19 protein-coding genes are annotated in these 21,997 nt (G+C 49.3%); 14 read left to right on the forward strand and 5 right to left on the reverse strand.

Going from position 1 to position 21,997, the window contains the following annotated elements:
- Positions 1-22 precede the first annotated feature (22 nt).
- On the reverse strand, positions 23-868 hold the full coding sequence (locus H591_RS0107285; protein ID WP_022966295.1) for an AAA family ATPase: 846 nt from the start codon (positions 866-868) through the stop codon (positions 23-25).
- Between the two features lie 213 nt (positions 869-1,081).
- On the opposite strand from H591_RS0107285, the gene cysK reads away from it, so the two are divergent.
- From cysK to tadA, 6 genes are all read left to right on the forward strand, one after another.
- Positions 1,082-2,056 (forward strand): cysteine synthase A, encoded by a 975-nt coding sequence (gene cysK, locus H591_RS0107290; protein WP_022966296.1) that lies wholly within the window; start codon positions 1,082-1,084, stop codon positions 2,054-2,056.
- 77 nt (positions 2,057-2,133) lie between these two features.
- Complete coding sequence (aceK, locus tag H591_RS0107295; RefSeq protein WP_022966297.1) at positions 2,134-3,852, forward strand: bifunctional isocitrate dehydrogenase kinase/phosphatase; 1,719 nt, start codon at positions 2,134-2,136, stop codon at positions 3,850-3,852.
- A gap of 112 nt (positions 3,853-3,964) precedes the next feature.
- A complete protein-coding gene (gene guaB, locus H591_RS0107300; protein WP_022966298.1) occupies positions 3,965-5,437 on the forward strand; it encodes an IMP dehydrogenase in 1,473 nt (490 codons plus the stop codon).
- Between the two features lie 86 nt (positions 5,438-5,523).
- A complete protein-coding gene (guaA, locus tag H591_RS0107305; RefSeq protein WP_022966299.1) occupies positions 5,524-7,104 on the forward strand; it encodes a glutamine-hydrolyzing GMP synthase in 1,581 nt (526 codons plus the stop codon).
- A 243-nt stretch (positions 7,105-7,347) separates the two neighbouring features.
- A complete protein-coding gene (locus tag H591_RS0107310) occupies positions 7,348-7,680 on the forward strand; it encodes a YegP family protein (RefSeq protein WP_022966300.1) in 333 nt (110 codons plus the stop codon).
- Between the two features lie 205 nt (positions 7,681-7,885).
- Entirely contained in the window at positions 7,886-8,356 is a 471-nt protein-coding gene (tadA, locus tag H591_RS0107315) for a tRNA adenosine(34) deaminase TadA (protein ID WP_022966301.1), read from the forward strand.
- 33 nt (positions 8,357-8,389) lie between these two features.
- On the opposite strand, the gene mltF is transcribed toward tadA, so the two are convergent.
- On the reverse strand, positions 8,390-9,853 hold the full coding sequence (gene mltF, locus H591_RS0107320; RefSeq protein WP_051145820.1) for a membrane-bound lytic murein transglycosylase MltF: 1,464 nt from the start codon (positions 9,851-9,853) through the stop codon (positions 8,390-8,392).
- Between the two features lie 185 nt (positions 9,854-10,038).
- On the opposite strand from mltF, the gene purL reads away from it, so the two are divergent.
- Positions 10,039-13,935, forward strand: coding sequence for a phosphoribosylformylglycinamidine synthase (gene purL, locus H591_RS0107330; protein ID WP_022966303.1), 3,897 nt, complete (start codon positions 10,039-10,041; stop codon positions 13,933-13,935).
- A gap of 615 nt (positions 13,936-14,550) precedes the next feature.
- On the opposite strand, the gene H591_RS0107340 is transcribed toward purL, so the two are convergent.
- A complete protein-coding gene (locus tag H591_RS0107340) occupies positions 14,551-15,051 on the reverse strand; it encodes a L,D-transpeptidase family protein (RefSeq protein WP_022966305.1) in 501 nt (166 codons plus the stop codon).
- Positions 15,052-15,306: 255 nt separating this feature from the next.
- Between H591_RS0107340 and H591_RS0107345 the strand changes: the two genes are divergently transcribed.
- The 4 genes from H591_RS0107345 to purT are packed head-to-tail and all read left to right on the forward strand — an operon-like array spanning position 15,307 to position 17,852.
- Positions 15,307-15,909 (forward strand): CoA pyrophosphatase, encoded by a 603-nt coding sequence (locus H591_RS0107345; protein WP_022966306.1) that lies wholly within the window; start codon positions 15,307-15,309, stop codon positions 15,907-15,909.
- A gap of 24 nt (positions 15,910-15,933) precedes the next feature.
- Positions 15,934-16,467 (forward strand): gamma carbonic anhydrase family protein, encoded by a 534-nt coding sequence (locus H591_RS0107350; protein WP_022966307.1) that lies wholly within the window; start codon positions 15,934-15,936, stop codon positions 16,465-16,467.
- On the forward strand, positions 16,451-16,654 hold the full coding sequence (locus tag H591_RS0107355) for a DUF1289 domain-containing protein (protein ID WP_022966308.1): 204 nt from the start codon (positions 16,451-16,453) through the stop codon (positions 16,652-16,654). The genes H591_RS0107350 and H591_RS0107355 overlap by 17 nt, the downstream gene beginning before the upstream one ends.
- Positions 16,655-16,670: 16 nt before the next feature.
- Entirely contained in the window at positions 16,671-17,852 is a 1,182-nt protein-coding gene (purT, locus tag H591_RS0107360; protein ID WP_022966309.1) for a formate-dependent phosphoribosylglycinamide formyltransferase, read from the forward strand.
- A gap of 27 nt (positions 17,853-17,879) precedes the next feature.
- Here the strand turns inward: purT and H591_RS0107365 are convergent, their stop codons facing one another.
- Together H591_RS0107365 and H591_RS0107370 are read right to left on the reverse strand one after the other, a co-directional pair.
- The gene (locus H591_RS0107365) at positions 17,880-19,136 is read right to left on the reverse strand and encodes an HlyC/CorC family transporter (RefSeq protein ID WP_022966310.1); all 1,257 of its coding nucleotides are present in this window, start codon (positions 19,134-19,136) and stop codon (positions 17,880-17,882) included.
- A gap of 12 nt (positions 19,137-19,148) precedes the next feature.
- Positions 19,149-19,949, reverse strand: coding sequence for a cytochrome C assembly family protein (locus H591_RS0107370; RefSeq protein ID WP_022966311.1), 801 nt, complete (start codon positions 19,947-19,949; stop codon positions 19,149-19,151).
- A gap of 187 nt (positions 19,950-20,136) precedes the next feature.
- Between H591_RS0107370 and H591_RS0107375 the strand changes: the two genes are divergently transcribed.
- Genes H591_RS0107375 through plsX form a run of 3 tightly spaced genes read left to right on the forward strand, consistent with a single transcriptional unit; the run spans position 20,137 to position 21,903 of the window.
- Complete coding sequence (locus tag H591_RS0107375; protein ID WP_022966312.1) at positions 20,137-20,664, forward strand: YceD family protein; 528 nt, start codon at positions 20,137-20,139, stop codon at positions 20,662-20,664.
- A gap of 12 nt (positions 20,665-20,676) precedes the next feature.
- Positions 20,677-20,859, forward strand: a complete 183-nt coding sequence (rpmF, locus tag H591_RS0107380) for a 50S ribosomal protein L32 (RefSeq protein ID WP_022966313.1) — start codon at positions 20,677-20,679, stop codon at positions 20,857-20,859.
- A gap of 3 nt (positions 20,860-20,862) precedes the next feature.
- Complete coding sequence (gene plsX / locus H591_RS0107385; RefSeq protein WP_084702598.1) at positions 20,863-21,903, forward strand: phosphate acyltransferase PlsX; 1,041 nt, start codon at positions 20,863-20,865, stop codon at positions 21,901-21,903.
- Positions 21,904-21,997: the final 94 nt, after the last annotated feature.

Here is a 21,997-nt window from a genome sequence, read left to right on the forward strand (position 1 = left end):
CGATCCCGTGCAGCACATGGTGTTAGCGGTTGGTGCGGCGGCTCATAAAGGCCAAGCGCTCAAGCAGCATGACATCTTGCTCGTTTTTCACTAACGCACCAGCCAGCGGCGGAATAGCTTTGGTTACATCGCGTTCACGCAAAGCAGCTTCGCTGATATTGTCGGCCATCAACAGTTTTAGCCAATCAACCAGCTCACTGGTGGAAGGCTTTTTCTTTAAGCCGGGGACTTTGCGCACATCGAAAAATACATCCAGAGCTTCGCTGACCAACGATTGACTGATGTTGGGATAGTGCACATCAACAATTTTCTGCAGGGTGTTGCGGTCTGGGAAAGCAATGTAATGGAAGAAGCAGCGGCGTAAGAAAGCATCCGGCAGCTCTTTTTCGTTATTGGAAGTGATGATGATAATCGGGCGGTGTTTGGCCTTAATAGTTTCATCGGTCTCGTAAACGTAGAACTCCATTTTGTCGATTTCTTGTAACAAATCGTTGGGAAACTCGATATCGGCTTTGTCGATTTCATCAATCAGTAGAATTACACGCTCATCGGACTCAAAGGCTTCCCACAATTTACCTTTGTTGATGTAGTTGCGCACATCATGAACTTTGTCGGCATTGAGTTGTGAGTCACGCAAGCGGCTGACCGCATCGTACTCATACAGGCCTTGGTGCGCTTTGGTGGTGGATTTGATGTGCCAGGTAATCAGACGTGCGCCAAAGGATTCCGCCAATTGCTCGGCCAGCATGGTTTTACCGGTGCCAGGCTCGCCTTTAACCAATAAAGGGCGCTCTAGGGTGATAGCAGCATTAACCGCCAGTTTTAGATCATCAGTGGCAACGTAGGATTGAGTACCAGAAAACTTCATAACAAACCTCAGCAAGACAAATCGACTGTTCTTCTTATTGAGAACAATCGCAACAATATATCGGCTTACTATACCGTGCCCGTTAAGTATTTGTGAACGAAAAGGCGGTTTCAGTCATTATTTGCTCAATCAGTTGATTAAATCAGACTAGACGCTAGCGCCGCTGAGCTTTACGCTCACAGCCATTACCCATCATTGATAGAGGATTGCACGATGAGCCGTATTTATGTCGATAACGCGCAAAGTGTTGGCAATACACCGCTGGTACAGATCAACCGTTTAGGCCCGAAAGGCGTCACCATTCTGGCTAAACTGGAGTCGCGTAACCCAGCCGGCTCAGTTAAGTGCCGCATTGGCGTGAGTATGGTGCAAGCTGCTGAAGCCTCAGGTCAGTTAAAAGCTGGGGTGACTATGGTTGAGCCAACCTCTGGTAATACGGGGATTGGTTTAGCTTTTGTTGCCGCGGCACGTGGTTATAAATTGATCTTAACCATGCCGTCGTCCATGAGTTTGGAGCGCCGTAAAATTCTTAAAGCTTTAGGTGCTGAATTGGTTTTGACCGAACCGGCTAAAGGCATGAAAGGCGCAATTGAAAAAGCCCATGAAATTGCCGCGACCAATCCAGCTAAGTACTTAGTCCTGCAACAATTTGATAACCCAGCCAACCCCGATGCTCATGAAAAGCATACGGGCCCAGAAATCTGGCGCGATACCGATGGTGCAGTTGATGTGTTGATCAGTGGTATAGGCACCGGTGGCACTCTGACTGGCGTCTCACGCTACATTAAAAACACCTGCGGCAAACCGATCCTCTCAGTGGGTGTTGAGCCCACCGGTTCACCGGTCATTAGCCAAGTGCTAGCCGGGCAAGATGCAGCACCAGCGCCGCATAAAATCCAAGGTATTGGCGCTGGATTTGTGCCTAAAAATCTCGACCTAAGCATGCTTGATCAAGTGGAGCAGGTCAGTGATGAAGAAGCCAAGTTGATGGCGCTGCGCTTGATGCGCGAAGAAGGAATTCTGTGTGGTATTTCGTGCGGCGCGGCGATGGCTGCTGCTGTACGTTTGGCTCAGCAACCGTCGATGCAAGGCAAGACGATGGTGGTGATTTTGCCTGACTCGGGTGAGCGTTATTTATCCAGTATGTTGTTCGATGGGCTCTTTACCGAGCAAGAGCTGGCGCAGTAAACCATTTTTGCTCTGCGCGCTGGATGTTGATTGGGCGCATATAGAGTAGGCTGTAATTATTTGATGGAGCATTTTACATGGCGGTTAAGTGTCCTGCTGTTGCTATCGCGCGACAGATTCTAGATGGATTTGATGATTATCGAGAGCAGTTTCGTCAAATCACTAATTTAGGCCGTGAGCGTTTTGAAAAAGCGCAGTGGCAAGAAATACAAGATGCTTCAGCAGCACGTATTCAGCTGTATAAAATCCGCGTGACTTTGGCGCGAGAGGCATTGCTCAGTGAGCACGGTGAAGAAGTGCTGATGAACATTGAGTGCTGGCCACAAATTAAAAAGTCATACATTGGCCAAATTGACTTGCGTCTCGATGATGAGCTGTCTGAGACATGGTTTAACTCGATTTTTAACAGTCTGTTCAGTCATGACTTGATCAGTGACGACTGCATGTTTGTGCACAGTACGCGTCCAGGCTTGAGCGAGCATGATGCGCCGATGCAGATTCGTACCTATCGTCCGCACGGTGATCTTGCTGCAGCGTTGCGTCAAATCAGCGAGGACTATCGCTTTGCGGTGCCTTACGCCAATCAAGAGGGGGATTTAGAGCGCCTTGAAGAGCAACTGCGTGCCAGCTTGCCCGATTGGGTATGTAAAGACCCTGAGCTGTGTATCGAGCTGTACAGTTCGCGCTTGTATCGCAATAAAGGCGCGTATTTGGTTGGGCGTGTGTTTACCCAAGACGAGCAGTGGCCGCTGGTGATTCCGATTCTGCATCGTGAAGGCCAAGGTATCCGCATGGACGCGGTGATTATCGACGAAGCAGAAGTCTCGATTATTTTCTCCTTTACCCGCTCGTATTTTATGGTGCGTGTCGCGTATCCTGCTGAATTTATTAGCTTTTTGCGCCGTATTTTGCCACGTAAGCATATTTCCGAGCTGTACACTTCGATTGGTTTCTACAAACAAGGTAAATCAGAGTTTTATCGTGCGCTGATTAAGCACTTGGAAACCACTGATGATAAATTTGTCATGGCCGCCGGTGTACGCGGCATGGTGATGAGTGTTTTTACACTGCCAGGCTTTAACACTGTATTTAAAATCATTAAAGATCGTTTTTCACCATCGAAAAACGTTAATCGCGAGACGGTGATTGATCGTTACCGCATGGTTAAGCACGTGGATCGAGTGGGTCGCTTGGCTGATACTCAGGAATTTGCTGATTTTCGTTTTCCTGTAGCGAAGTTTGATCCAGAATGTTTGCAAGAGTTGTTGGAGGTGGCTGCCTCGACCGTTGAAGTGCAGGGTGATGAGGTGTTGATTCGTCACAGCTGGACTGAGCGCCGGATGATACCGCTGAATATTTATTTAGAAACGGCGAACGAGCAGCAAGTCAAGGATGCGCTAGAAGATTATGGCTTGGCCATTAAGCAGTTGGCCGCCGCCAATATCTTTCCCGGCGATATGCTACTGAAAAACTTTGGCGTCACCCGACATGGTCGTGTGGTGTTTTATGACTACGATGAAATCAGTTATTTGACTGAAGTGAATTTTCGTAAAATCCCAGAGCCACGCACCCCAGAAGATGAAATGTCGGCAGAGCCTTGGTATTCAGTGGGGCCGCATGATGTGTTTCCTGAGGAATTCCCGCGTTTTCTGTTTACTGATCATAAACTGCGTAAACTCTTTAAAGAGATGCACGGTGACTTATTTAAAGCCTCGTATTGGCAGAGTCTGCAAGAAGCCATTCGCGAGGGTAAAGTCATCGACGTTTATCCCTATAAACGCAAAGAAGTTGAGTGATTCACAGAGCTTCTCAATGGACTGCAACTGTTTAAGTGTTTAGCCATTGAGAAGCAAGAGTTTGCGCGGTATAATACCGCGCTTCCATTTTTCCCGTTCGGGAGCGTGCAATATGCTGCGTATCAGCCAAGAAGCTCTGACCTTTGACGATGTATTGTTAATCCCCGGTTATTCCGAGGTTTTACCGAAAGATGTCAGCTTAAAAACCCGTCTTACTCGTGGTATTGAACTCAATATCCCACTGCTGTCCGCTGCAATGGACACTGTGACTGAAGCCCGTTTGGCCATTGCGATGGCACAAGAAGGTGGCATCGGTATTATTCATAAAAACATGACAGTCGAACAGCAAGCAGCTGAAGTGCGCAAAGTAAAGCGTCACGAAACTGCTATCGTGCATGATCCTGTCACCGTGACTCCAGATACTAAAATTATTGATTTGCTTAAGCGTGCTGATGAACTGGGTTTCTCCGGTTTCCCAGTGGTTGATGCTGGCAATCAGTTGGTGGGTATCGTGACGGGTCGTGACCTGCGTTACACGCCGAATGCTGGCGACACTGTAACGGCGATCATGACGCCCAAAGAAGAGTTGATCACTGTGCAAGAAGGCACAGGTCTCGAAGAAATTAAAACCAAACTCTACGAGCATCGCATTGAAAAAATGCTGGTGGTTAATGAGAAGTTTCAATTGCGTGGGATGGTAACGTTCCGCGATATCGAAAAAGCTAAAAGCTATCCATTTGCCTCCAAAGATGATCAAGGTCGTCTACGTGTCGGTGCGGCAGTGGGTACGGGTGCTGATACCGCTGAGCGCGTGACTGCGCTAGCCGCTGCCGGTATTGATGTGATCGTAGTGGATACTGCACACGGCCACTCCAAAGGTGTTTTAGATCGCGTGCGCTGGGTGAAAGAGAATTTCCCTGAAGTGCAAGTGATTGGCGGCAACATCGCCACTGGCGAAGCAGCTTTAGCACTGGTTGAAGCCGGCGCTGATGCGGTTAAAGTCGGTATTGGCCCAGGCTCGATTTGCACCACGCGTATCGTTGCGGGTGTTGGCGTGCCGCAGATTTCTGCGATTGCTAACGTGTCTGCAGCACTGCAAGGCACCGGTGTGCCAATGATTGCTGATGGTGGTATTCGCTTCTCTGGCGACTTATCCAAAGCAATCGTCGCTGGCGCGGATGCAGTGATGATGGGTTCAATGTTTGCCGGTACTGAAGAGTCACCGGGCGAAATTGAGCTATTCCAAGGTCGCTCCTACAAGTCTTACCGTGGCATGGGTTCGCTCGGCGCTATGGCGCAAGCACAAGGCTCATCGGATCGTTACTTCCAAGACACCAGTGGCGGTGCTGAAAAGCTCGTGCCTGAAGGTATTGAAGGTCGTGTACCTTATAAAGGTTCGATGGCAGCAATTGTTCACCAGCTAATGGGTGGCTTGCGCGCTTCAATGGGTTACACCGGTTGTGCCACGATCGAAGACATGCGCACTAAACCTGAGTTTGTCCGTATTACTGGCGCGGGGATGGCAGAATCTCACGTGCATGATGTACAAATTACTAAAGAAGCTCCGAACTATCGAGTCAGCTAAGCTGAGCTCGTATTCGTTAGACAAACCGCCGTATTAAGGCGGTTTGTACTTTCATAAGTTTATAAACCGTTATTGAGACTTATCCCATGGCTGCTCAAGATATTCATGCTCACCGCATCTTAGTTTTAGATTTCGGCTCACAGTACACGCAGTTGATTGCGCGTCGTATTCGTGGCATTGGCGTATTCTGCGAAATTCACCCCTTTGATGTCAGTGAAGATGTGATTCGTGCGTTTAATCCGCGCGGAGTTATCTTGTCGGGCGGCCCTGAGTCTGTGCATGTCAATGACAGTCCGCGCGCACCGCAGTTGGTGTTTGATCTGCAGATTCCAGTGCTGGGTGTGTGCTACGGCATGCAGACTATGGCGCAGCAGTTAGGTGGTCAGGTGCAAGGCTCTAACGTGCGTGAGTTCGGCGCAGCACGGGTCAATGTTGTGTCTGACAATCCTTTGCTAGATGGTTTGCGTGATGCAGCAACGGCTGCTTCAGCGAGCGGTTTGGATGTATGGATGAGCCATGGCGATAAAGTCACTGCTTTGCCTGATGGCTTCACTACGATTGCCAGCACTGATAGCTGCCCAATCGCCGGCATGGCTGATGTAGCGCGCCAATACTACGGTGTACAGTTTCACCCAGAAGTCACCCATACCAAGCAAGGTGCTGAGATTCTCAGTCGTTTTGTCTTGGATATCTGTGCCTGTGAAGCGCTGTGGACACCGGCTAATATCGTTGACGACGCGATTGCTAATGTGCGCGCGCAAGTTGGCGATCGCAAAGTATTGCTCGGTTTGTCGGGCGGTGTTGATTCCTCGGTGGTTGCTGCCTTGTTGCATAAAGCGATTGGCGATCAGTTGACCTGCGTGTTTGTTGATCATGGCTTGCTGCGCTTGCATGAGGGCGATGAAGTGATGCGCATGTTCGCTGACAACATGGGCGTTAAAGTGATTCGTGTCGATGCTGAGCAGCGTTACTTAGATTTGCTTAAAGGTGAGTCTGATCCAGAAGCTAAACGTAAAATCATTGGCCGTACTTTCATCGAAGTCTTTGATGAAGAAGCCAGTAAGTTAGAAGGTATTGATTTCCTCGCGCAAGGGACAATTTACCCAGACGTCATTGAATCAGCGGCAATCAAGGGCGGTAAAGCCCATGTGATTAAATCACACCACAACGTGGGTGGTCTGCCAGAAGACATGAAGTTCCAGTTGGTTGAACCGCTGCGCGAACTGTTTAAAGACGAAGTACGCAAGCTGGGTGTTGAATTGGGTCTGCCGCACGATATGGTTTACCGTCATCCGTTCCCAGGCCCAGGCCTTGGCGTGCGTATTCTTGGTGAAGTGACCAAAGAATATGCAGACTTACTGCGTCAAGCGGACCATATTTTTATCGAAGAGCTGCGTAAATCCGGTTGGTACGATAAAACCAGCCAAGCTTTTACCGTATTCTTGCCGGTTAAGTCTGTTGGTGTGGTTGGTGATGCACGTCGTTATGCGTGGGTTGTCTCACTGCGCGCAGTGGAAACCATCGACTTTATGACCGCGCGCTGGGCACATTTGCCTTACGAATTACTGGAAACAGTATCAGGCCGGATCATAAATGAAATCGAAGGCATTTCTCGCGTGGTTTACGATGTCTCAAGCAAACCACCAGCGACCATTGAGTGGGAATAATCCAGCTTAGTTATATATAGCGATTGAGCTGTCAGCGGCGAACCACAGCAATGTGGTTCGCCGTTTTTGTTTGTACGGCTATTTCGCTGGCAATATGTTGCGCTACTGGTTGGTGGAGAGGACTGGATCGCAAAAAGTATAAAAAAGTTTGTTAGGGTTTTATTGATGAGGTAATTTGAGGATGCATGTGTCACACATGTTACGCATGCTTTCCGAGTGTTATTGAAAAATCAGGAGTTTCATATGGCAGGTTGGTTTGAGTTGAGTAATAGTAGTGATGGTCAGTTTCGCTTTGTATTAAAAGCGGGCAATGCTGAAACTATTCTGACGAGCGAGTTATACAAACAAAAAGCGTCTGCGCAAAACGGTATTGCTTCGGTGCAGGCAAATAGCGGTTTAGATGAGCGTTACGAGCGTAAGGTTGCGAAAAATGGTAAGCCCTACTTTAATCTGAAAGCCGCTAATCATCAGATTATTGGTAACAGCCAAATGTACTCATCAGATGCGTCCTGCGAGAACGGTATTAATAGTGTGAAAACCAATGGTTCGACCACAACCATTAAAGACTTAACCTGAAGCGCTTAAAGATCCTTGCCAAAGTCACCTGACGATTCGTTGTTCGGTGACTTTTTAGTATGTCTATGCCGTTGCTATTACGGTGTCTTGTTCTTCATTTTGCTGTGCAACCAAGCACTAAGCCAATTAAAAATCACTAGAGAAGTGTATTTGCTTCGATTGCTGCTTAAAATGATCGCTGTATTTTAAGCAGTGAAGAAGTTGTATGTCAGAGCATGAGGGTTTAGACGCGCAGGACGAGTTGTTTATGCGCGAAGCGCTGCATTTAGCAGAGCAGGGCGCTGCTTTGGGTGAAGTGCCAGTGGGTGCGGTGCTGGTGCAGGATGGCGCTATCATAGGTCGTGGCTTTAATAGCCCAATTTCTTTGCATGATCCGAGTGCGCATGCTGAGGTGCAGGCAATTCGTGATGCGGCTTTGCATCTGCACAATTACCGCCTGCCAGACACCACCCTGTATGTCACATTGGAGCCCTGCAATATGTGTGCAGGCCTTATTGTGCATGCACGAGTGGCACGTGTCGTGTTTGCTGCGCATGAGCCACGCGCTGGCGTGGTTGCTAGTCAAGGCTGCTTTTTTTCGCAACCGTTTTTAAACCATAATGTGCAGGTGACTGGCGGTGTATTGGCCGAGGCTTCTGCGCACATGCTCAAGGCTTTTTTTAAGGCTCGACGCTAGCGTGCGGAAAGTCGGTGTTGATACCGGCTTTTTTTAGTGCTCAGGATCAGTGACCGGCGTGTTGTCGCTGCTTTGAATGCCAGGTAAATGAGTTGAGCCGCCAGAAATACTGGTACCTTCCATCTGTGGTTGCGTGGCCCAAGTCAAGATGTCGTAATAGCGACGAATATTGTTGACGAAATGTACGGGTTCGCCGCCGCGCGCATAGCCGTAACGTGTTTTGCTGTACCACTGCTTCTGCGCTAAGCGCGGCAGAATGGTTTTGACGTCGAGCCACTTATTTGGATCAAGACCTTCGGCTGCGGTCAGCTTGCGGGCATCTTCAAGATGGCCCATGCCAACGTTATAGGAGGCAAGGGCAAACCAAACTCGATCCGCCTCATGAATGCTTTTAGGTAATTGTGCCATCAGCAGGGCAATGTAGCGGGCGCCACCTTGGATGCTTTGTTTGGGGTTTAAACGATCGCTCACGCCCATGGCTTTAGCGGTGCGCTGAGTGAGCATCATCAGGCCGCGAACACCGGTTTTTGATGTGGCGGTGGGTAGCCAATGTGATTCTTGATAGCCCATGGCAGCCAACAAACGCCAGTCGACGCTATGGATTTTAGCAGCATCGCGAAATGCTGCTTCGTAGTTCGGTAAGCGCTCTTGTAGATGCCGAGCGAACGCATAAGCGCCCACATAGCCGAGTGTGTCGACGTGACCGTAATAGCGTTCAGTTAGGCGCTGCAGTAGCCCAGATTGTTTGGCGTTGGCGAGGAAACGGTTGATTTCATTGAGCAGGCTAACGTCATCACCACCGGCAATTGCCCAGCTTTGTTGATGACTATTGTCCAAGGTGAAAGCCACGCGAATATTAGGAAAATAAACCTGATTCATCGCCACTTGATTGGAGTTTACTACGGTTAAGTCAACTTGACGTTCATCGACCATGCGCAGTAAATCAACGGTTTCGACCTGGTCTGAAACTTCATAACGAAACTCTGGATGCTCTTTTTGAATCTGTTGCAGATGTTCTTCGTGAATACTGCCTTTGAGAGCCAGCAGGCTTTTGCCAATCAAATGCTGTGGCTGTTTAGGACGCTTATCTTTTTGATGGTATATGATTTGCGAGGCAACATCTAAATAGGGATCAGAAAATCGCAGGCTCGCTAAGCGACTAGGGCTCGGCACTAAACCGGCAGCGGCCAAAACTGGGCCATCTTCAGCGGCCAAACGATCATACAGTTGGTCAATATTGTCAGCAGTCTCAATTTTTAGCTCAACACCTAGATGGTCAGCAAAGCGCTTAACCAGTTCGTATTCAAAGCCGGTATCACCGTTACGGTCTTGGAAGTAGGTCGATGGGCTGTTGCGGGTAATCACATGCAAAACCCCTTGCGCCTGAATGCGTTCAAGGGTGGTTGGTGGTTTCCCGCAGCCATTAACAACCAACAGCATGCAGGTTGTGCAGGCAAGCAATAGGCGTTGCAGGTAAGAAAGTGATTGAGAATGCATGGGCGCAGTATACGCAAAGGTGATTGAGTCCGGCAAAAAAAGCAGTGCTAAACAATCGTCTACGCTCGAAAGCCTGACTGCTCATGCTGAATAAAGCGCTAAAGGGCAGATTTGGATGGTTATTTATTGCCGTGGAGACTAGAATATCCGCCCATTTCATACAATTTTCTGAGGCTGTCACGACGATGCTGATCTTGCGCGGCGCTCCTGCCCTTTCTGCTTTTCGCCATGAGAAACTTTTTGAACAATTGCGTCAGAAGGTTCCCTCTGTCAGCGGTTTGTACGCTGAGTTTGCTCATTTTGTTGAGGTTTCAGCTGCGTTAAGCAGTGAAGAAGGCCAAGTCCTTAGCCGTTTGCTCAAGTATGGCCCGAGTGTGCCTAGCCAAGAGCCAAGCGGACGCCTCTTTTTAGTCGTGCCGCGCTTTGGCACCATTTCACCCTGGTCCAGTAAAGCAACGGATATTGCCAAGAATTGCGGTCTGGCTAAAGTACAGCGCATTGAGCGCGGTATGGCCTATTACATTACCGGTGATTACAGCGACGCGGAAACTCAGTTGATTTCAGCTGCTCTGCATGACCGTATGACCCAGTTAGTGCTTGGCGCAATGGAAGAAGCATCGGCTTTATTTAGCCATGCTCAGCCGCGTCCATTGGCCGTGGTGGATGTGCTGACCGGTGGCGTTGAGAGTCTAGAGAAAGCTAACGTCGATTTAGGTTTAGCACTGGCTGAAGACGAAATCGAATACTTGGTGACAAGCTTCAAGAAGCTTGGTCGTAACCCGCATGACATTGAGTTAATGATGTTTGCGCAGGCTAACTCTGAGCATTGCCGTCACAAAATCTTTAACGCCAGCTGGGATGTAGATGGTCAGGCGCAAGAAAAATCCTTGTTTGCCATGATTAAAAATACTTTTGCGATGAACAGTGAAGGTGTCTTGTCAGCTTATAGCGATAACGCTTCAGTGATTGAAGGCTTTACTGCGGGACGTTTCTTCCCTGATTCAGAAACTGGCGAGTACGCTGCCCATCAAGAGCCGATTCATATCTTGATGAAAGTTGAAACCCATAACCACCCAACCGCAATTGCTCCGTTCCCTGGTGCATCAACCGGTTCTGGTGGTGAGATTCGTGACGAAGGCGCAACCGGTCGTGGTTCTAAGCCAAAAGCTGGCCTGACTGGTTTTACGGTGTCGAATCTGAATATCCCAGGCTACATCCAGCCATGGGAAGTTCCATACGGTAAGCCTGAGCGCATTGTTACCGCGCTGGATATCATGATTGAAGGCCCGCTCGGTGGCGCGGCGTTTAATAATGAATTTGGTCGTCCGGCAATTACCGGTTACTTCCGTACTTTTGAGCAGAGTATTACGACACCGCGTGGCGACGAAGTGCGCGGTTACCATAAGCCGATTATGTTGGCTGGTGGTTTAGGTAATATCCGCGCCGAACACGTGCAGAAAGATGATATTGCTGTTGGTAGCAAGCTGATTGTGCTCGGTGGTCCGGCCATGTTGATTGGTTTGGGTGGTGGTGCCGCATCGTCAATGGCGACGGGTGCTTCATCAGCTGATTTGGACTTTGCTTCAGTGCAACGCGAAAACCCTGAAATGGAGCGTCGTTGCCAAGAAGTGATCGACCGCTGCTGGCAGTTGGGCGCTGATAACCCGATTAGCTTTATCCATGACGTCGGCGCTGGTGGTTTATCCAATGCTTTCCCTGAGTTGGTGAATGACGCCGGTCGTGGTGGTGTTTTCAACTTACGCAATGTGCCGAATGACGAGCCGGGCATGAGCCCGCTGGAAATTTGGTGTAACGAGTCGCAAGAGCGTTATGTGATGGCGGTTAAGCCAGAAAACCTCGAGCGTTTTGCGGCGATTTGTGAGCGTGAGCGTTGTCCGTTTGCGGTGGTCGGTGAGGCCACTGAAGAGCGTCACTTGACGGTAACTGACAGCCACTTTGGTAATAATCCAGTGGATATGCCGTTGGAAGTATTGCTGGGCAAACCGCCGCGCATGCACCGTAGTGTGAATCGTGAAGATGAGCTGGTGGATAGTTTTGTTGCCGCTGATATCGACTTAAAAGAAGCAGCTGAGCGTATTTTGCGTCACCCAACAGTGGGCAGTAAAAGCTTCTTGATCACTATTGGTGACCGTAGCGTGACGGGCTTAGTGGCACGCGACCAAATGGTTGGTCCTTGGCAAGTGCCTGTGGCTGATTGCGCGGTCACTGCGAGCAGCTTTGATGCGTATGTCGGTGAAGCAATGGCGATGGGTGAGCGTACGCCTTTAGCACTGCTGGATGCTCCGGCGTCGGGTCGTATGGCGGTGGGTGAGGCGGTGACTAACCTTGCTGCAGCACGGATTAACAAGATTTCTGATATTCGCTTATCAGCCAACTGGATGGCCGCAACCGGTCACCCAGGTGAAGATGCACGTTTGTACGATACTGTACAAGCCGTCGGTATGGAGCTTTGTCCGGCACTTGGAATTACCATTCCGGTCGGTAAAGACTCAATGTCGATGAAGACTAGTTGGCAGGATGAGGGCGTTGATAAATCAGTCACCTCTCCGTTGTCATTGGTGATTACTGGTTTTGCTCCGGTGCCAGATATTCGTCAGACCTTAACGCCGCAGTTGCGTTTAGATAAAGGCGACAGCGCTTTACTCCTGATTGACTTGGGTCGTGGTCAAAACCGTTTAGGTGCATCGATCTTCACTCAAGTGTATAGCCAGATCGGCCAACAAACCCCTGATGTTGACAGCGCTGAAGACCTAAAAGCCTTCTTCGCAACCATCCAGAGCTTGAATGCAGCACAGCGTTTGCTGGCTTATCATGACCGTTCTGATGGTGGTTTGCTGACGACTGTCTTGGAAATGGCATTTGCCGGTCACTGTGGTCTAGATATTGATCTTGATGCGCTAAATATTGCTGCTGAAGATGTCAATGCCGCCTTGCTTAACGAAGAGTTGGGCGCTGTCGTACAAGTGCTCAGTACTGATGTTGAGATTGTATTGGCTGCTTTTGCTCAAGCGGGTATATCTGAGTGCGTGAGTGTGATTGGCCGTCCAGTGGCGGGTGATGCGATTAAAGTTAGCTTGGCTGGCGAGACGGTATTTGCGGGTGAGCGTCGTTTACTGCAGCGCACATGGACAGAGACCAGTTATCAGGTGCAACGTCTGCGTGATAACGCTGAATGTGCTGAGCAAGAGTTTGAAGCACTGCTTGATCAAGAAGATCCAGGTTTGTCAGTGCAGTTAACCTTTGATGTTAATGCTGATATTACTGCGCCTTATATTAAAAAAGGCGTGCGTCCACGCGTTGCTGTTCTGCGCGAGCAGGGTGTCAATGGTCACGTGGAGATGGCGGCTGCCTTTGATCGTGCGGGCTTCACCGCAGTTGATGTGCACATGAGTGATGTGCTGGCGGGTCGCATTGATCTTGATACCTTTAAAGGTTTAGTGGCGTGCGGTGGTTTCTCTTACGGTGACGTATTGGGTGCTGGTGAGGGCTGGGCTAAATCAATTCTGTTTAACAGCCGTGCTCGCGATGCGTTCTCGCAGTTCTTCGATCGTGATGACAGTTTCACCTTAGGTGTGTGTAACGGTTGTCAGATGTTGTCAAATCTTAATGAGCTGATTCCAGGTTCTGAGTTCTGGCCGCGTTTTGTGCGCAACCAGTCTGAGCAGTTTGAAGCACGTGTGGCGATGGTTGAGGTGCAAAAGTCTCAGTCGATCTTCTTGCAAGGCATGGCCGGCTCGCGTTTGCCAGTGGTTGTCGCGCACGGAGAAGGGCATGCTGAGTATGCCAGTGCGGATGCGTTGCTTGAGTCTGATGTGTCGGGTTGCGTGAGTCTGCGTTATGTTGATAACTACGGCAAAGTGACTGAGCGTTATCCAGCGAACCCGAACAGTTCGCCGAAAGGTATTACTGGTTTAACCAACCGTGATGGTCGTGTGACGATTATGATGCCGCACCCTGAGCGTTTATTCCGCGCCGTACAAAACTCTTGGCACCCTGATGAGTGGCAAGATGACGGTGCTTGGTTGCGTATGTTCCGTAATGCTCGTGTTTGGGTTGACTGAGTCAGCTGTCTAGCACCAAAACGCCGCTGCATGTCAGCGGCGTTTTGCTATCTGGCTGGTACGAGGATGGGAGCGCGGACGGCTCGTCCGCAACACGCTTTACTTAAAAGATGGTTTATTTACCTGTCTTGCGCTGTACGTATCTTACTTCGGGCTATGCACTCATGTAAGTTGCTTTGAAATTGGCGCAGCGTACGTCGTACTTTGGGGTAAGTGTTAATCCGTCAATGAACCCATCCGGGGTTCAGCTCCGGCGCTGCGCCATCCTTGGCGCTGCTCACCACACCCACCCCGAAGCACTCGTTGACCATGTGTAGGGCTTGCACTATTGCGGTTCTAGTCATGAGAGCAGCAGGTTTTTGGAATAATTTGCTTACCATTTGCTACAGACTAATAAAGCTGAATAGAGCTCCGCAGAATGCTGGCTTTAAAAGAGCCATGCGCTAACTCTGCTAACAACATCACTGATCAATGAGTATCTTGTTGTGTTGCGACGAGCGAGTCATGGATGACGAAGCGCCCGAATCGGGTCAGGATGACCCGTTGAGGGAAAAGCGATACTAACAAGGTACGGCATGCGCATAATAAAAAGTGTTTTTAACACGGTTTGTGGGCTTATGGCCGAATCTCAATCAGCGTACCGTCTTTCACTGTTTTCCAGACTTCCTGCATGTCCGAGTTGGTCAAAGCAATACAGCCTTCAGTCCAGTCCAGAGTATTGAAAAACCATTCTGGATACTCTTCATCATTGGGTGTGCCGTGCAACATAATCATACCGCCGGGTGGTAGCCCGGTTTCTTTTGAGCGCTGCAAATCCTTAGCGTTAGGATAAGAAATATGCATCGCTAAATTAAAATTATCACTTTGCTTGCGCCAGTTAATCCAATACAAACCTTCTGGCGTGCGTTGATCACCCTCATACTCCTTCGGGCCGATTTTTTTACCCAGCGACACACGGTAGGATTTAACCACTTCTCCGCGATGCATTAAATGCAAAGCCCGCTCCGACTTGACCACTAGAACTTTATCAACACTCGGGTTGGCATTACTGTTAGCTTGACTGGCGTAACACAGAATCGGTAATGATAAAAATAAGGCAACAAGCATAGCGCGCATAAAACAGACTCACGAAAAGAACTAAAGCTGCTGCTGTTAGTCGGTCATTGGGCGAGAAAACTCGCATGGGTTATTGTTGTGGCGGCTATTCTAATCGGTTTCTTGACGGCTGGCGATTGCTGGCGTGCGATCATCGAGAAACAATTGTTTAAGTGTGGGTTAACCACGACTTTTGGCTGAACTGAACTCAAGTGGCTTGGGCCTCATGTCTGCTTCATGGCATGATGTTTACATATTGGGGTATAGAGAAAGCTCATGTTGGACAGTGTATTACAGCGAGTACAAAGCTATTCACCGCGTACCTTGGCAATACAGCCACACTTTCGCGAGGCCGCAGTCTTAATGGCGCTGACCCGCAGTGCTAATCCTGAATTGCTCCTAACTTTGCGTGCGCAAGGCTTATCCACTCACGGTGGTGAAGTGGCTTTCCCCGGTGGTCGTCGTGATCCTGAGGATGCAGACTTAGTCAGTACAGCCTTGCGTGAAGCGCAAGAGGAGGTTGGTTTATCACCAGGTTTAGTGGAAATGGTTGGGCCGCTGAGTGAGGTGGTGTCTCGGCATGCAATTAAAGTTACGCCTTATGTGGGCATTGTTCCTGATTATGTCGAATACCGTGCTAACGCGGATGAAATCGACTCGGTGTTTTCAGTGCCCTTAGATTTTTTTGCCAGCGACCCGCGGGAAATGACCCATCGCATCGATTACCTGGGGCGCACCTGGTATGTGCCCAGTTACCAATTTGGTGGTTATAAAATTTGGGGTTTGACCGCTGTGATGCTGATCGAATTGGTCAATCTGGTCTACGACACTAAAATCATCCTGACTGAACCGCCGCAGTTGAGTAAAAAAGAACTCTAAATAAAAAACATAAAGGAGCGACCGATGAAATATCGTTTAGCAGATAGTCAAGTTGATGCGCATCCAGACAGCTGGATTGCCCCAACCGCAGCTGTAATTGGCAAAGTACGTCTAGAAGCAGGTGCCAGTGTTTGGTTTAGCGCAGTGTTGCGCGGTGATAATGAACTGATTCATATCGGCGAAAACAGTAATGTGCAAGACGGCACGGTGATGCACACCGACATGGGTTGGCCGCTGACTTTAGGCAAAGGAGTGACTGTTGGCCATAACGCTATGCTGCATGGTTGCACCGTCGGTGACCATAGTTTGATTGGTATTGGCGCGGTGATTCTCAATGGTGCGAAAATAGGTAAGCACTGCATCATTGGTGCTAACACCTTGATTGCTGAAGGCAAAGAAATTCCTGATGGCAGCCTTGTTGTCGGCTCACCGGGTAAAACTGTACGAGAACTCACCGAGCAGCAGAAAAAGATGCTGGAGGCCAATGCGGCGCATTATGTGCATAATGCTCGGCGTTACGCTAAAGACTTACAGGTAGACAATGACGACACCCTCTAAAACGCGCGAAAAACCGGTTAAATCACCCTGTGTGAGTTTATGCGCATTGGATCTTAATGATATCTGTATGGGTTGCCAGCGCAGTGCTGATGAAATCAGGCGCTGGGGCACTATGACCAACCAACAGCGGCGTGAAGTGCTTGAAGAGCTTGAGCAGCGCGCTCGCCAGCAAGGTTTGCTAAGTTAATTAATGAGGATAGGAAATGCCCTGTATTGGAACGCCATTATCAGCGACTGCTGTGCGAGTTTTGCTCTGTGGCTCTGGCGAACTCGGCAAAGAAGTTGCGCTAGAGTTGCAGCGTTTTGGTGTCGAAGTCATTGCTGTTGATCGCTATGCTAACGCCCCAGCTATGCAGGTTGCCCATCGAAGTCATGTCATTAATATGCTGGATGATGCGGCGTTACGTGCGGTGATTGAGTTGGAGCAGCCGCATTATATCGTTCCAGAGATAGAAGCGATTGCCACGGCGACCTTGGTGGCCCTCGAAAGCGAAGGATTTGCGGTGATTCCGACTGCGCGTGCTGCGCAGCTCACCATGGATCGTGAGGGTATTCGTCGCTTGGCCGCTGAAGAGTTAGAGCTGCCGACGTCGCCTTATTGCTTTGCTGACAATTACGGCGAATATTGTGCTGCTGTTCTGCAGGTCGGTTACCCGTGCGTGGTTAAACCGTTGATGAGTTCGTCTGGCAAAGGACAAAGTGTCTTGCATAGCGAAGCTGATCTAGAGAGTGCCTGGCAAATTGCGCAAGAGGGCGGGCGTACTGGTGCGGGACGAGTGATTGTTGAAGGTTTTATTGATTTTGACTATGAAATCACCTTGCTGACTGTACGTCATGTTGATGGCACCAGTTTTTGTCAGCCCATTGGTCATTTACAAGAGCGCGGCGACTATGTGGAGTCATGGCAGCCGCAAGCGATGACTGCTGCTGCATTGGCGCAAGCGCAGCGAGTAGCGCAATGCATTACAGATTCACTAGGTGGTCGTGGCGTCTTTGGTGTGGAGTTATTTGTTAAAGGCGATCAGGTCTGGTTTAGCGAGGTTTCGCCGCGCCCGCATGACACGGGGTTGGTTACTTTGATGTCGCAAGATTTATCAGAGTTTGCTTTGCATGCGCGGGCGATTTTAGGTCTGCCGATTCCTGCAATTCGACAAATGGGCGCTACTGCTTCTGCGGTGATTTTGGTTAAGGGTCATTCGACAAAAACCGCTTTTGCCAGTTTAGCGCAGGCCTTACAAGAGCCAGATACCGCATTACGCTTGTTTGGTAAGCCTGCGGTTGAAGGTGAGCGGCGCATGGGTGTTGCTTTAGCGCAAGCCGAAACGGTAGAAGCAGCTCGCGCAAAAGCCTTGCAAGTGGTAAGTCAAATCAGGGTTGAGCTGTAATCGATGAGCGACTGATCACCTAGCTAATCAGTCGCTGCTCCATAAGCGCGCACGACTGATTCGATTGTCTTTGATTTCGAGTGTTTCTAAGTAGTACGGACCAATCTGAATACACACCGCGCCTTCAGGAATAAATTCTAGAATCTCGGTGATTAAGCCGTTCAGTGTTTTCGGGCCATCGCTGGGCAATTCCCATTCCAGTGCTTTATTGATATCACGGATATAGGCAGCGCCATCAATGGTGTAACTGCTATCGCTGAGTTGGCGAATTTCTGGTGTGGCGCGTTGATCATGATCACTGAACTCGCCAACAATCTCTTCGAGGATGTCTTCTAGGGTGACAATGCCTTCTACGTCGCCATACTCGTCAACCACGATACCAATTCGACGTTTATGCTTTTGGAAATTCAGCAGCTGAGTCGACAGTGGTGTGCTTTCTGGAACAAAGTAAGGATCGCTACAGGCTTCTTGCAGATCATCGTGAGTGAGTTTGTTGAGTGTCAGCAGGCGCGCGATTTGACGCATGTGAATCACGCCAATGATCTGGTTAATGTTCTCACGGTACAGTGGCAAGCGCGTGTGCGTGGTAGTGCGCAGTTGCCAAATGATTTGATCAAGATTGCTATTGAGGTCGATACCAAATACCTCGTTGCGTGGAATCATAATGTCATTGACGGTGACGTTTTCCAGATCAAGGATGCCTAGGAGCATCTCTTGGCGATTGCCTGGCAGTTCTTGCCCAGCCTCGCGTACAACGCTGCGTAGCTCTTCAGTTGATAGGCTTTCAGATGAGCGATGGCGAGGATCAACACCAAATAGGCGCAGTAAGCCATTACTGATGGCGCCGGTTAGCCAGACGACTGGGCTCAGTGGTGCCATTAGCAGTAAAATAAGACGACTCGAGGGAAAGGCAATCAGCTCTGGGCGCAGGGCGGCTAATGTCTTTGGCGTGATTTCACCGAAAATCAGGATGATAATCGTCAGAGCTGTGGTTGCAATCACCACACCAGCATCGCCCCAGAGCTCTACAGCAACGACAGTAGCAATCGAGGCGGCAAGAATATTAACCACGTTATTGCCTACTAGAATTGTTCCTAGTAAGCGATCGGGCGTGCTCAGTAAGCGCTGCGCGCGCTGTGCGCCGCTATGCCCTTCGCGACCTAGATGGCGAAGCCTGTAGCGGTTAAGGCTTAGTAAACTGGTCTCCGAGCTGGAGAAAAACGCAGAACAAATAATCAGAAAAACCAGCAAACCTAATAGATAGCTGATGTGCATATCGTCCACAAGCAAAGAGCCTCAAATAGCTAAAATAAATTCACGGACCAATTTACTGCCGAAGTAGGCCAGCATCAGTAAGAAAAAGCCGGCGATTGTCCAGCGGATGGCTTTGTGTCCGCGCCAACCGAGTTGGTGGCGTCCCCATAAAAGGATGCCAAAAACCAGCCAAGCGATGCATGACAACAAGGTCTTGTGGACCAAATGTTGAGCGAATAAGTTATCAAGGAATAACCAGCCGGTGATCAGTGATAACGATAGCAACAACCAGCCTGCCCATAAAAAGCCAAACAATAAGCTTTCCATGGTTTGCAGCGGCGGAAAGTGTTTGATTAATGTAGAAACTGGGCGTTTGCGCAGTTGCTGGTCCTGAATGAGTAAAATCATCGACTGAAATACAGCAATAGTAATCATGCCGTAGGCTAAAATTGAAAACAGAATATGCGCCAAAATACCTGGAGCTTCATTAATAGGCTGCATATTGCCTTGCGGCAAAAACTGCGCACACAATACAGTGACGGTGCCTAAGCTCAGTAGCGGCACCAGCAGAACATGCACCGACATACGCAGCAGGCAAAGCAGTACCAGTGCGATAACGGAAAAGGCAATCAGGCTGGCAGCATTAAAGAAGCTTAAGGACAGACCTTGGTCGGTCAGCAGGATCGGAAATAAATGCAGGCCATGGGCAATCAGCCCTAATAACGTAGCACTGGCGACGAGGGTTGTGTTGAGCGCGGTGCGCCGCAAAAAGCAGCCAATAATGTATAAACAGGTGGCTAAATAAAAAACTGCAGCGAAGACACTAGAAAGCAGAATGGACATAAGACCTAATACAATAAATGCAACGGGTTGAGTTTGGCATATAATACATCAGCACAGAAACAATATTTGCTTTGCTGCACAGAGAGACTCGATATTTCCAGTCTTTTTACGATTAAGCAATCGCTGTTGTATCTAAAACACAATATCCTTTGACAGTTGCAAGGTCTATCCATAGAATACCGCGCCTATGATATATGGACCGATTCCTCCTCACGTTGATCCGCGAAAACTTGCTGATCGCAGTGTTTCCTTAGCTGGAGAGCTGCAACTGTCGCAATTTTCTAGGGTCTGCGAACTGTTAACAGACACTGCCGGACATGTTCGCGCAGAGTTTGCGTTTAGTCGCGACGAGCAGAAAGTAGCAGTAATGCAACTTAAACTTGAGTCGGAGGTTAGGATGATCTGCCAGCGTTGCTTGGATGAGGCAGCTATACCTGTTAGTGGTGAGTATCTGTATGCCATAGTCACACCCGGCACAGATGCGTTACACTTGCCCAAAGGATATGACGCGCTTGAAGTAGGTGAAGAACCTTTAGATTTATTGGCATTGATTGAAGATGAGTTATTGCTCGCTTTACCCATTGTGCCAATGCATCCACCTGAAGAATGCCAGCAACCGGCTGGGCTCCTAGAGTCCGAATCGAGCAAGAACGCGGTTACAAGGTCCAACCCGTTCAGTGTATTGGCGCAGTTAAAGCGTGACCCAAACGTTTAGGAGTTAATAATTATGGCTGTTCAGAAAAGTAAGAAATCCCGTTCAGCGCGTGACATGCGCCGTTCACACGATGCACTCACCGCAAGCACTTTGACTGTAGAAAAAAGTACAGGCGAATTGCGTTTGCGTCACCACGTATCACCAGAAGGTGTATACCGTGGTCGCCAAGTGATCACGAAGGATTCTGCTGAGTAAACCTTGACCGGTTTAACGATAGCAATTGATGCAATGGGCGGGGACTTTGGTCCCCGTCTTGTCGTTCCTGCTTGTATAAAAAGCTTAACCGAATATCCGGCGCTGCATTTAGTGTTGGTCGGTGACCGTTCTATTATTGAGCCAATTCTTGCTCAGTATCCCCAAAATGATTCTTCGCGCTTAACCGTGCAGCATGCCGGTGAAGAAGTGACGATGGATGATTTGCCAGTCCACGCACTGCGCCATAAGCCCGACTCCTCGATGCGTATTGCTTTGCAATTATTGCGTGATAAGCAGGTGCAAGCCTGTGTCAGTGCTGGCAATACCGGAGCCTTGATGGCTTTGGCTAAACATGTGCTCAAGTGCTTGCCAGGTATTGATCGACCGGCAATTATGACTGCTTTGCCAACTCAAAGTGGTGAGACACACCTATTGGATTTAGGGGCTAATGTTGATGTCAGTGCCGATCAATTAGTGCAGTTTGCGTTGATGGGCTCTGCCGCGCTGCAGATTCAAAGTGTTAATCATCCACGCGTCGCTTTGCTCAATGTCGGTAGCGAAGCGATTAAGGGTAATCAGCAGGTTAAGCAGGCGGCAGCATTGCTCGAAGAGATCAAGCACCTTAATTACATCGGGTACATTGAAGGTGACGGTGTTTTTCGTGGTGAGGCGGATGTGGTGGTGTGTGACGGCTTTGTCGGTAATATTTTGCTTAAATCCAGTGAAGGCCTTGCGCAAATGATCGCTGCACGTATTCGACAGCGACTCGGGCGAGGCCTGCGGGCATGGCTATTATCATGGCTGGCTGCGCCATTGCTGCGAGTGCTGCGCACTGAGCTTGCTCCTGATCGATACAATGGTGCGTGTCTATTAGGTGTGACTGGAGTTGTAGTGAAAAGCCACGGCAGTGCCAGTCAGGCTGCCTTTCAATCAGCGATAGGTGTGGCCTATCGTGCTGCGCAAGAGCACCTTGCGGAGTGCCTGCAGCAGCACTTGCGGCAAGTCATGGTTGATGCGGAACTCAATCTTGATACTAAGGTGTGACCGATGCTGGGTGCTTATCATCCAATAGTCGGTTTGTTATTAGTACCTTAAGCGTGGCAAACTTCCTTTGTTGAATGATAGGTAATATTTAGTT

Source organism: Denitrificimonas caeni DSM 24390 (genome assembly GCF_000421765.1).
Lineage (GTDB): Bacteria > Pseudomonadota > Gammaproteobacteria > Pseudomonadales > Pseudomonadaceae > Denitrificimonas > Denitrificimonas caeni.

Bases quoted from the DNA above. Each gene is read 5' to 3' on its own strand.
- H591_RS0107285 (WP_022966295.1), bottom strand. From the start codon at position 868: ATGAAGTTTTCTGGTACTCAATCCTACGTTGCCACTGATGATCTAAAA.
- cysK (WP_022966296.1), top strand. From the start codon at position 1,082: ATGAGCCGTATTTATGTCGATAACGCGCAAAGTGTTGGCAATACACCG.
- aceK (WP_022966297.1), top strand. From the start codon at position 2,134: ATGGCGGTTAAGTGTCCTGCTGTTGCTATCGCGCGACAGATTCTAGAT.
- guaB (WP_022966298.1), top strand. From the start codon at position 3,965: ATGCTGCGTATCAGCCAAGAAGCTCTGACCTTTGACGATGTATTGTTA.
- guaA (WP_022966299.1), top strand. From the start codon at position 5,524: ATGGCTGCTCAAGATATTCATGCTCACCGCATCTTAGTTTTAGATTTC.
- H591_RS0107310 (WP_022966300.1), top strand. From the start codon at position 7,348: ATGGCAGGTTGGTTTGAGTTGAGTAATAGTAGTGATGGTCAGTTTCGC.
- tadA (WP_022966301.1), top strand. From the start codon at position 7,886: ATGTCAGAGCATGAGGGTTTAGACGCGCAGGACGAGTTGTTTATGCGC.
- mltF (WP_051145820.1), bottom strand. From the start codon at position 9,853: ATGCATTCTCAATCACTTTCTTACCTGCAACGCCTATTGCTTGCCTGC.
- purL (WP_022966303.1), top strand. From the start codon at position 10,039: ATGCTGATCTTGCGCGGCGCTCCTGCCCTTTCTGCTTTTCGCCATGAG.
- H591_RS0107340 (WP_022966305.1), bottom strand. From the start codon at position 15,051: ATGCGCGCTATGCTTGTTGCCTTATTTTTATCATTACCGATTCTGTGT.
- H591_RS0107345 (WP_022966306.1), top strand. From the start codon at position 15,307: ATGTTGGACAGTGTATTACAGCGAGTACAAAGCTATTCACCGCGTACC.
- H591_RS0107350 (WP_022966307.1), top strand. From the start codon at position 15,934: ATGAAATATCGTTTAGCAGATAGTCAAGTTGATGCGCATCCAGACAGC.
- H591_RS0107355 (WP_022966308.1), top strand. From the start codon at position 16,451: ATGACGACACCCTCTAAAACGCGCGAAAAACCGGTTAAATCACCCTGT.
- purT (WP_022966309.1), top strand. From the start codon at position 16,671: ATGCCCTGTATTGGAACGCCATTATCAGCGACTGCTGTGCGAGTTTTG.
- H591_RS0107370 (WP_022966311.1), bottom strand. From the start codon at position 19,949: ATGTCCATTCTGCTTTCTAGTGTCTTCGCTGCAGTTTTTTATTTAGCC.
- H591_RS0107375 (WP_022966312.1), top strand. From the start codon at position 20,137: ATGATATATGGACCGATTCCTCCTCACGTTGATCCGCGAAAACTTGCT.
- rpmF (WP_022966313.1), top strand. From the start codon at position 20,677: ATGGCTGTTCAGAAAAGTAAGAAATCCCGTTCAGCGCGTGACATGCGC.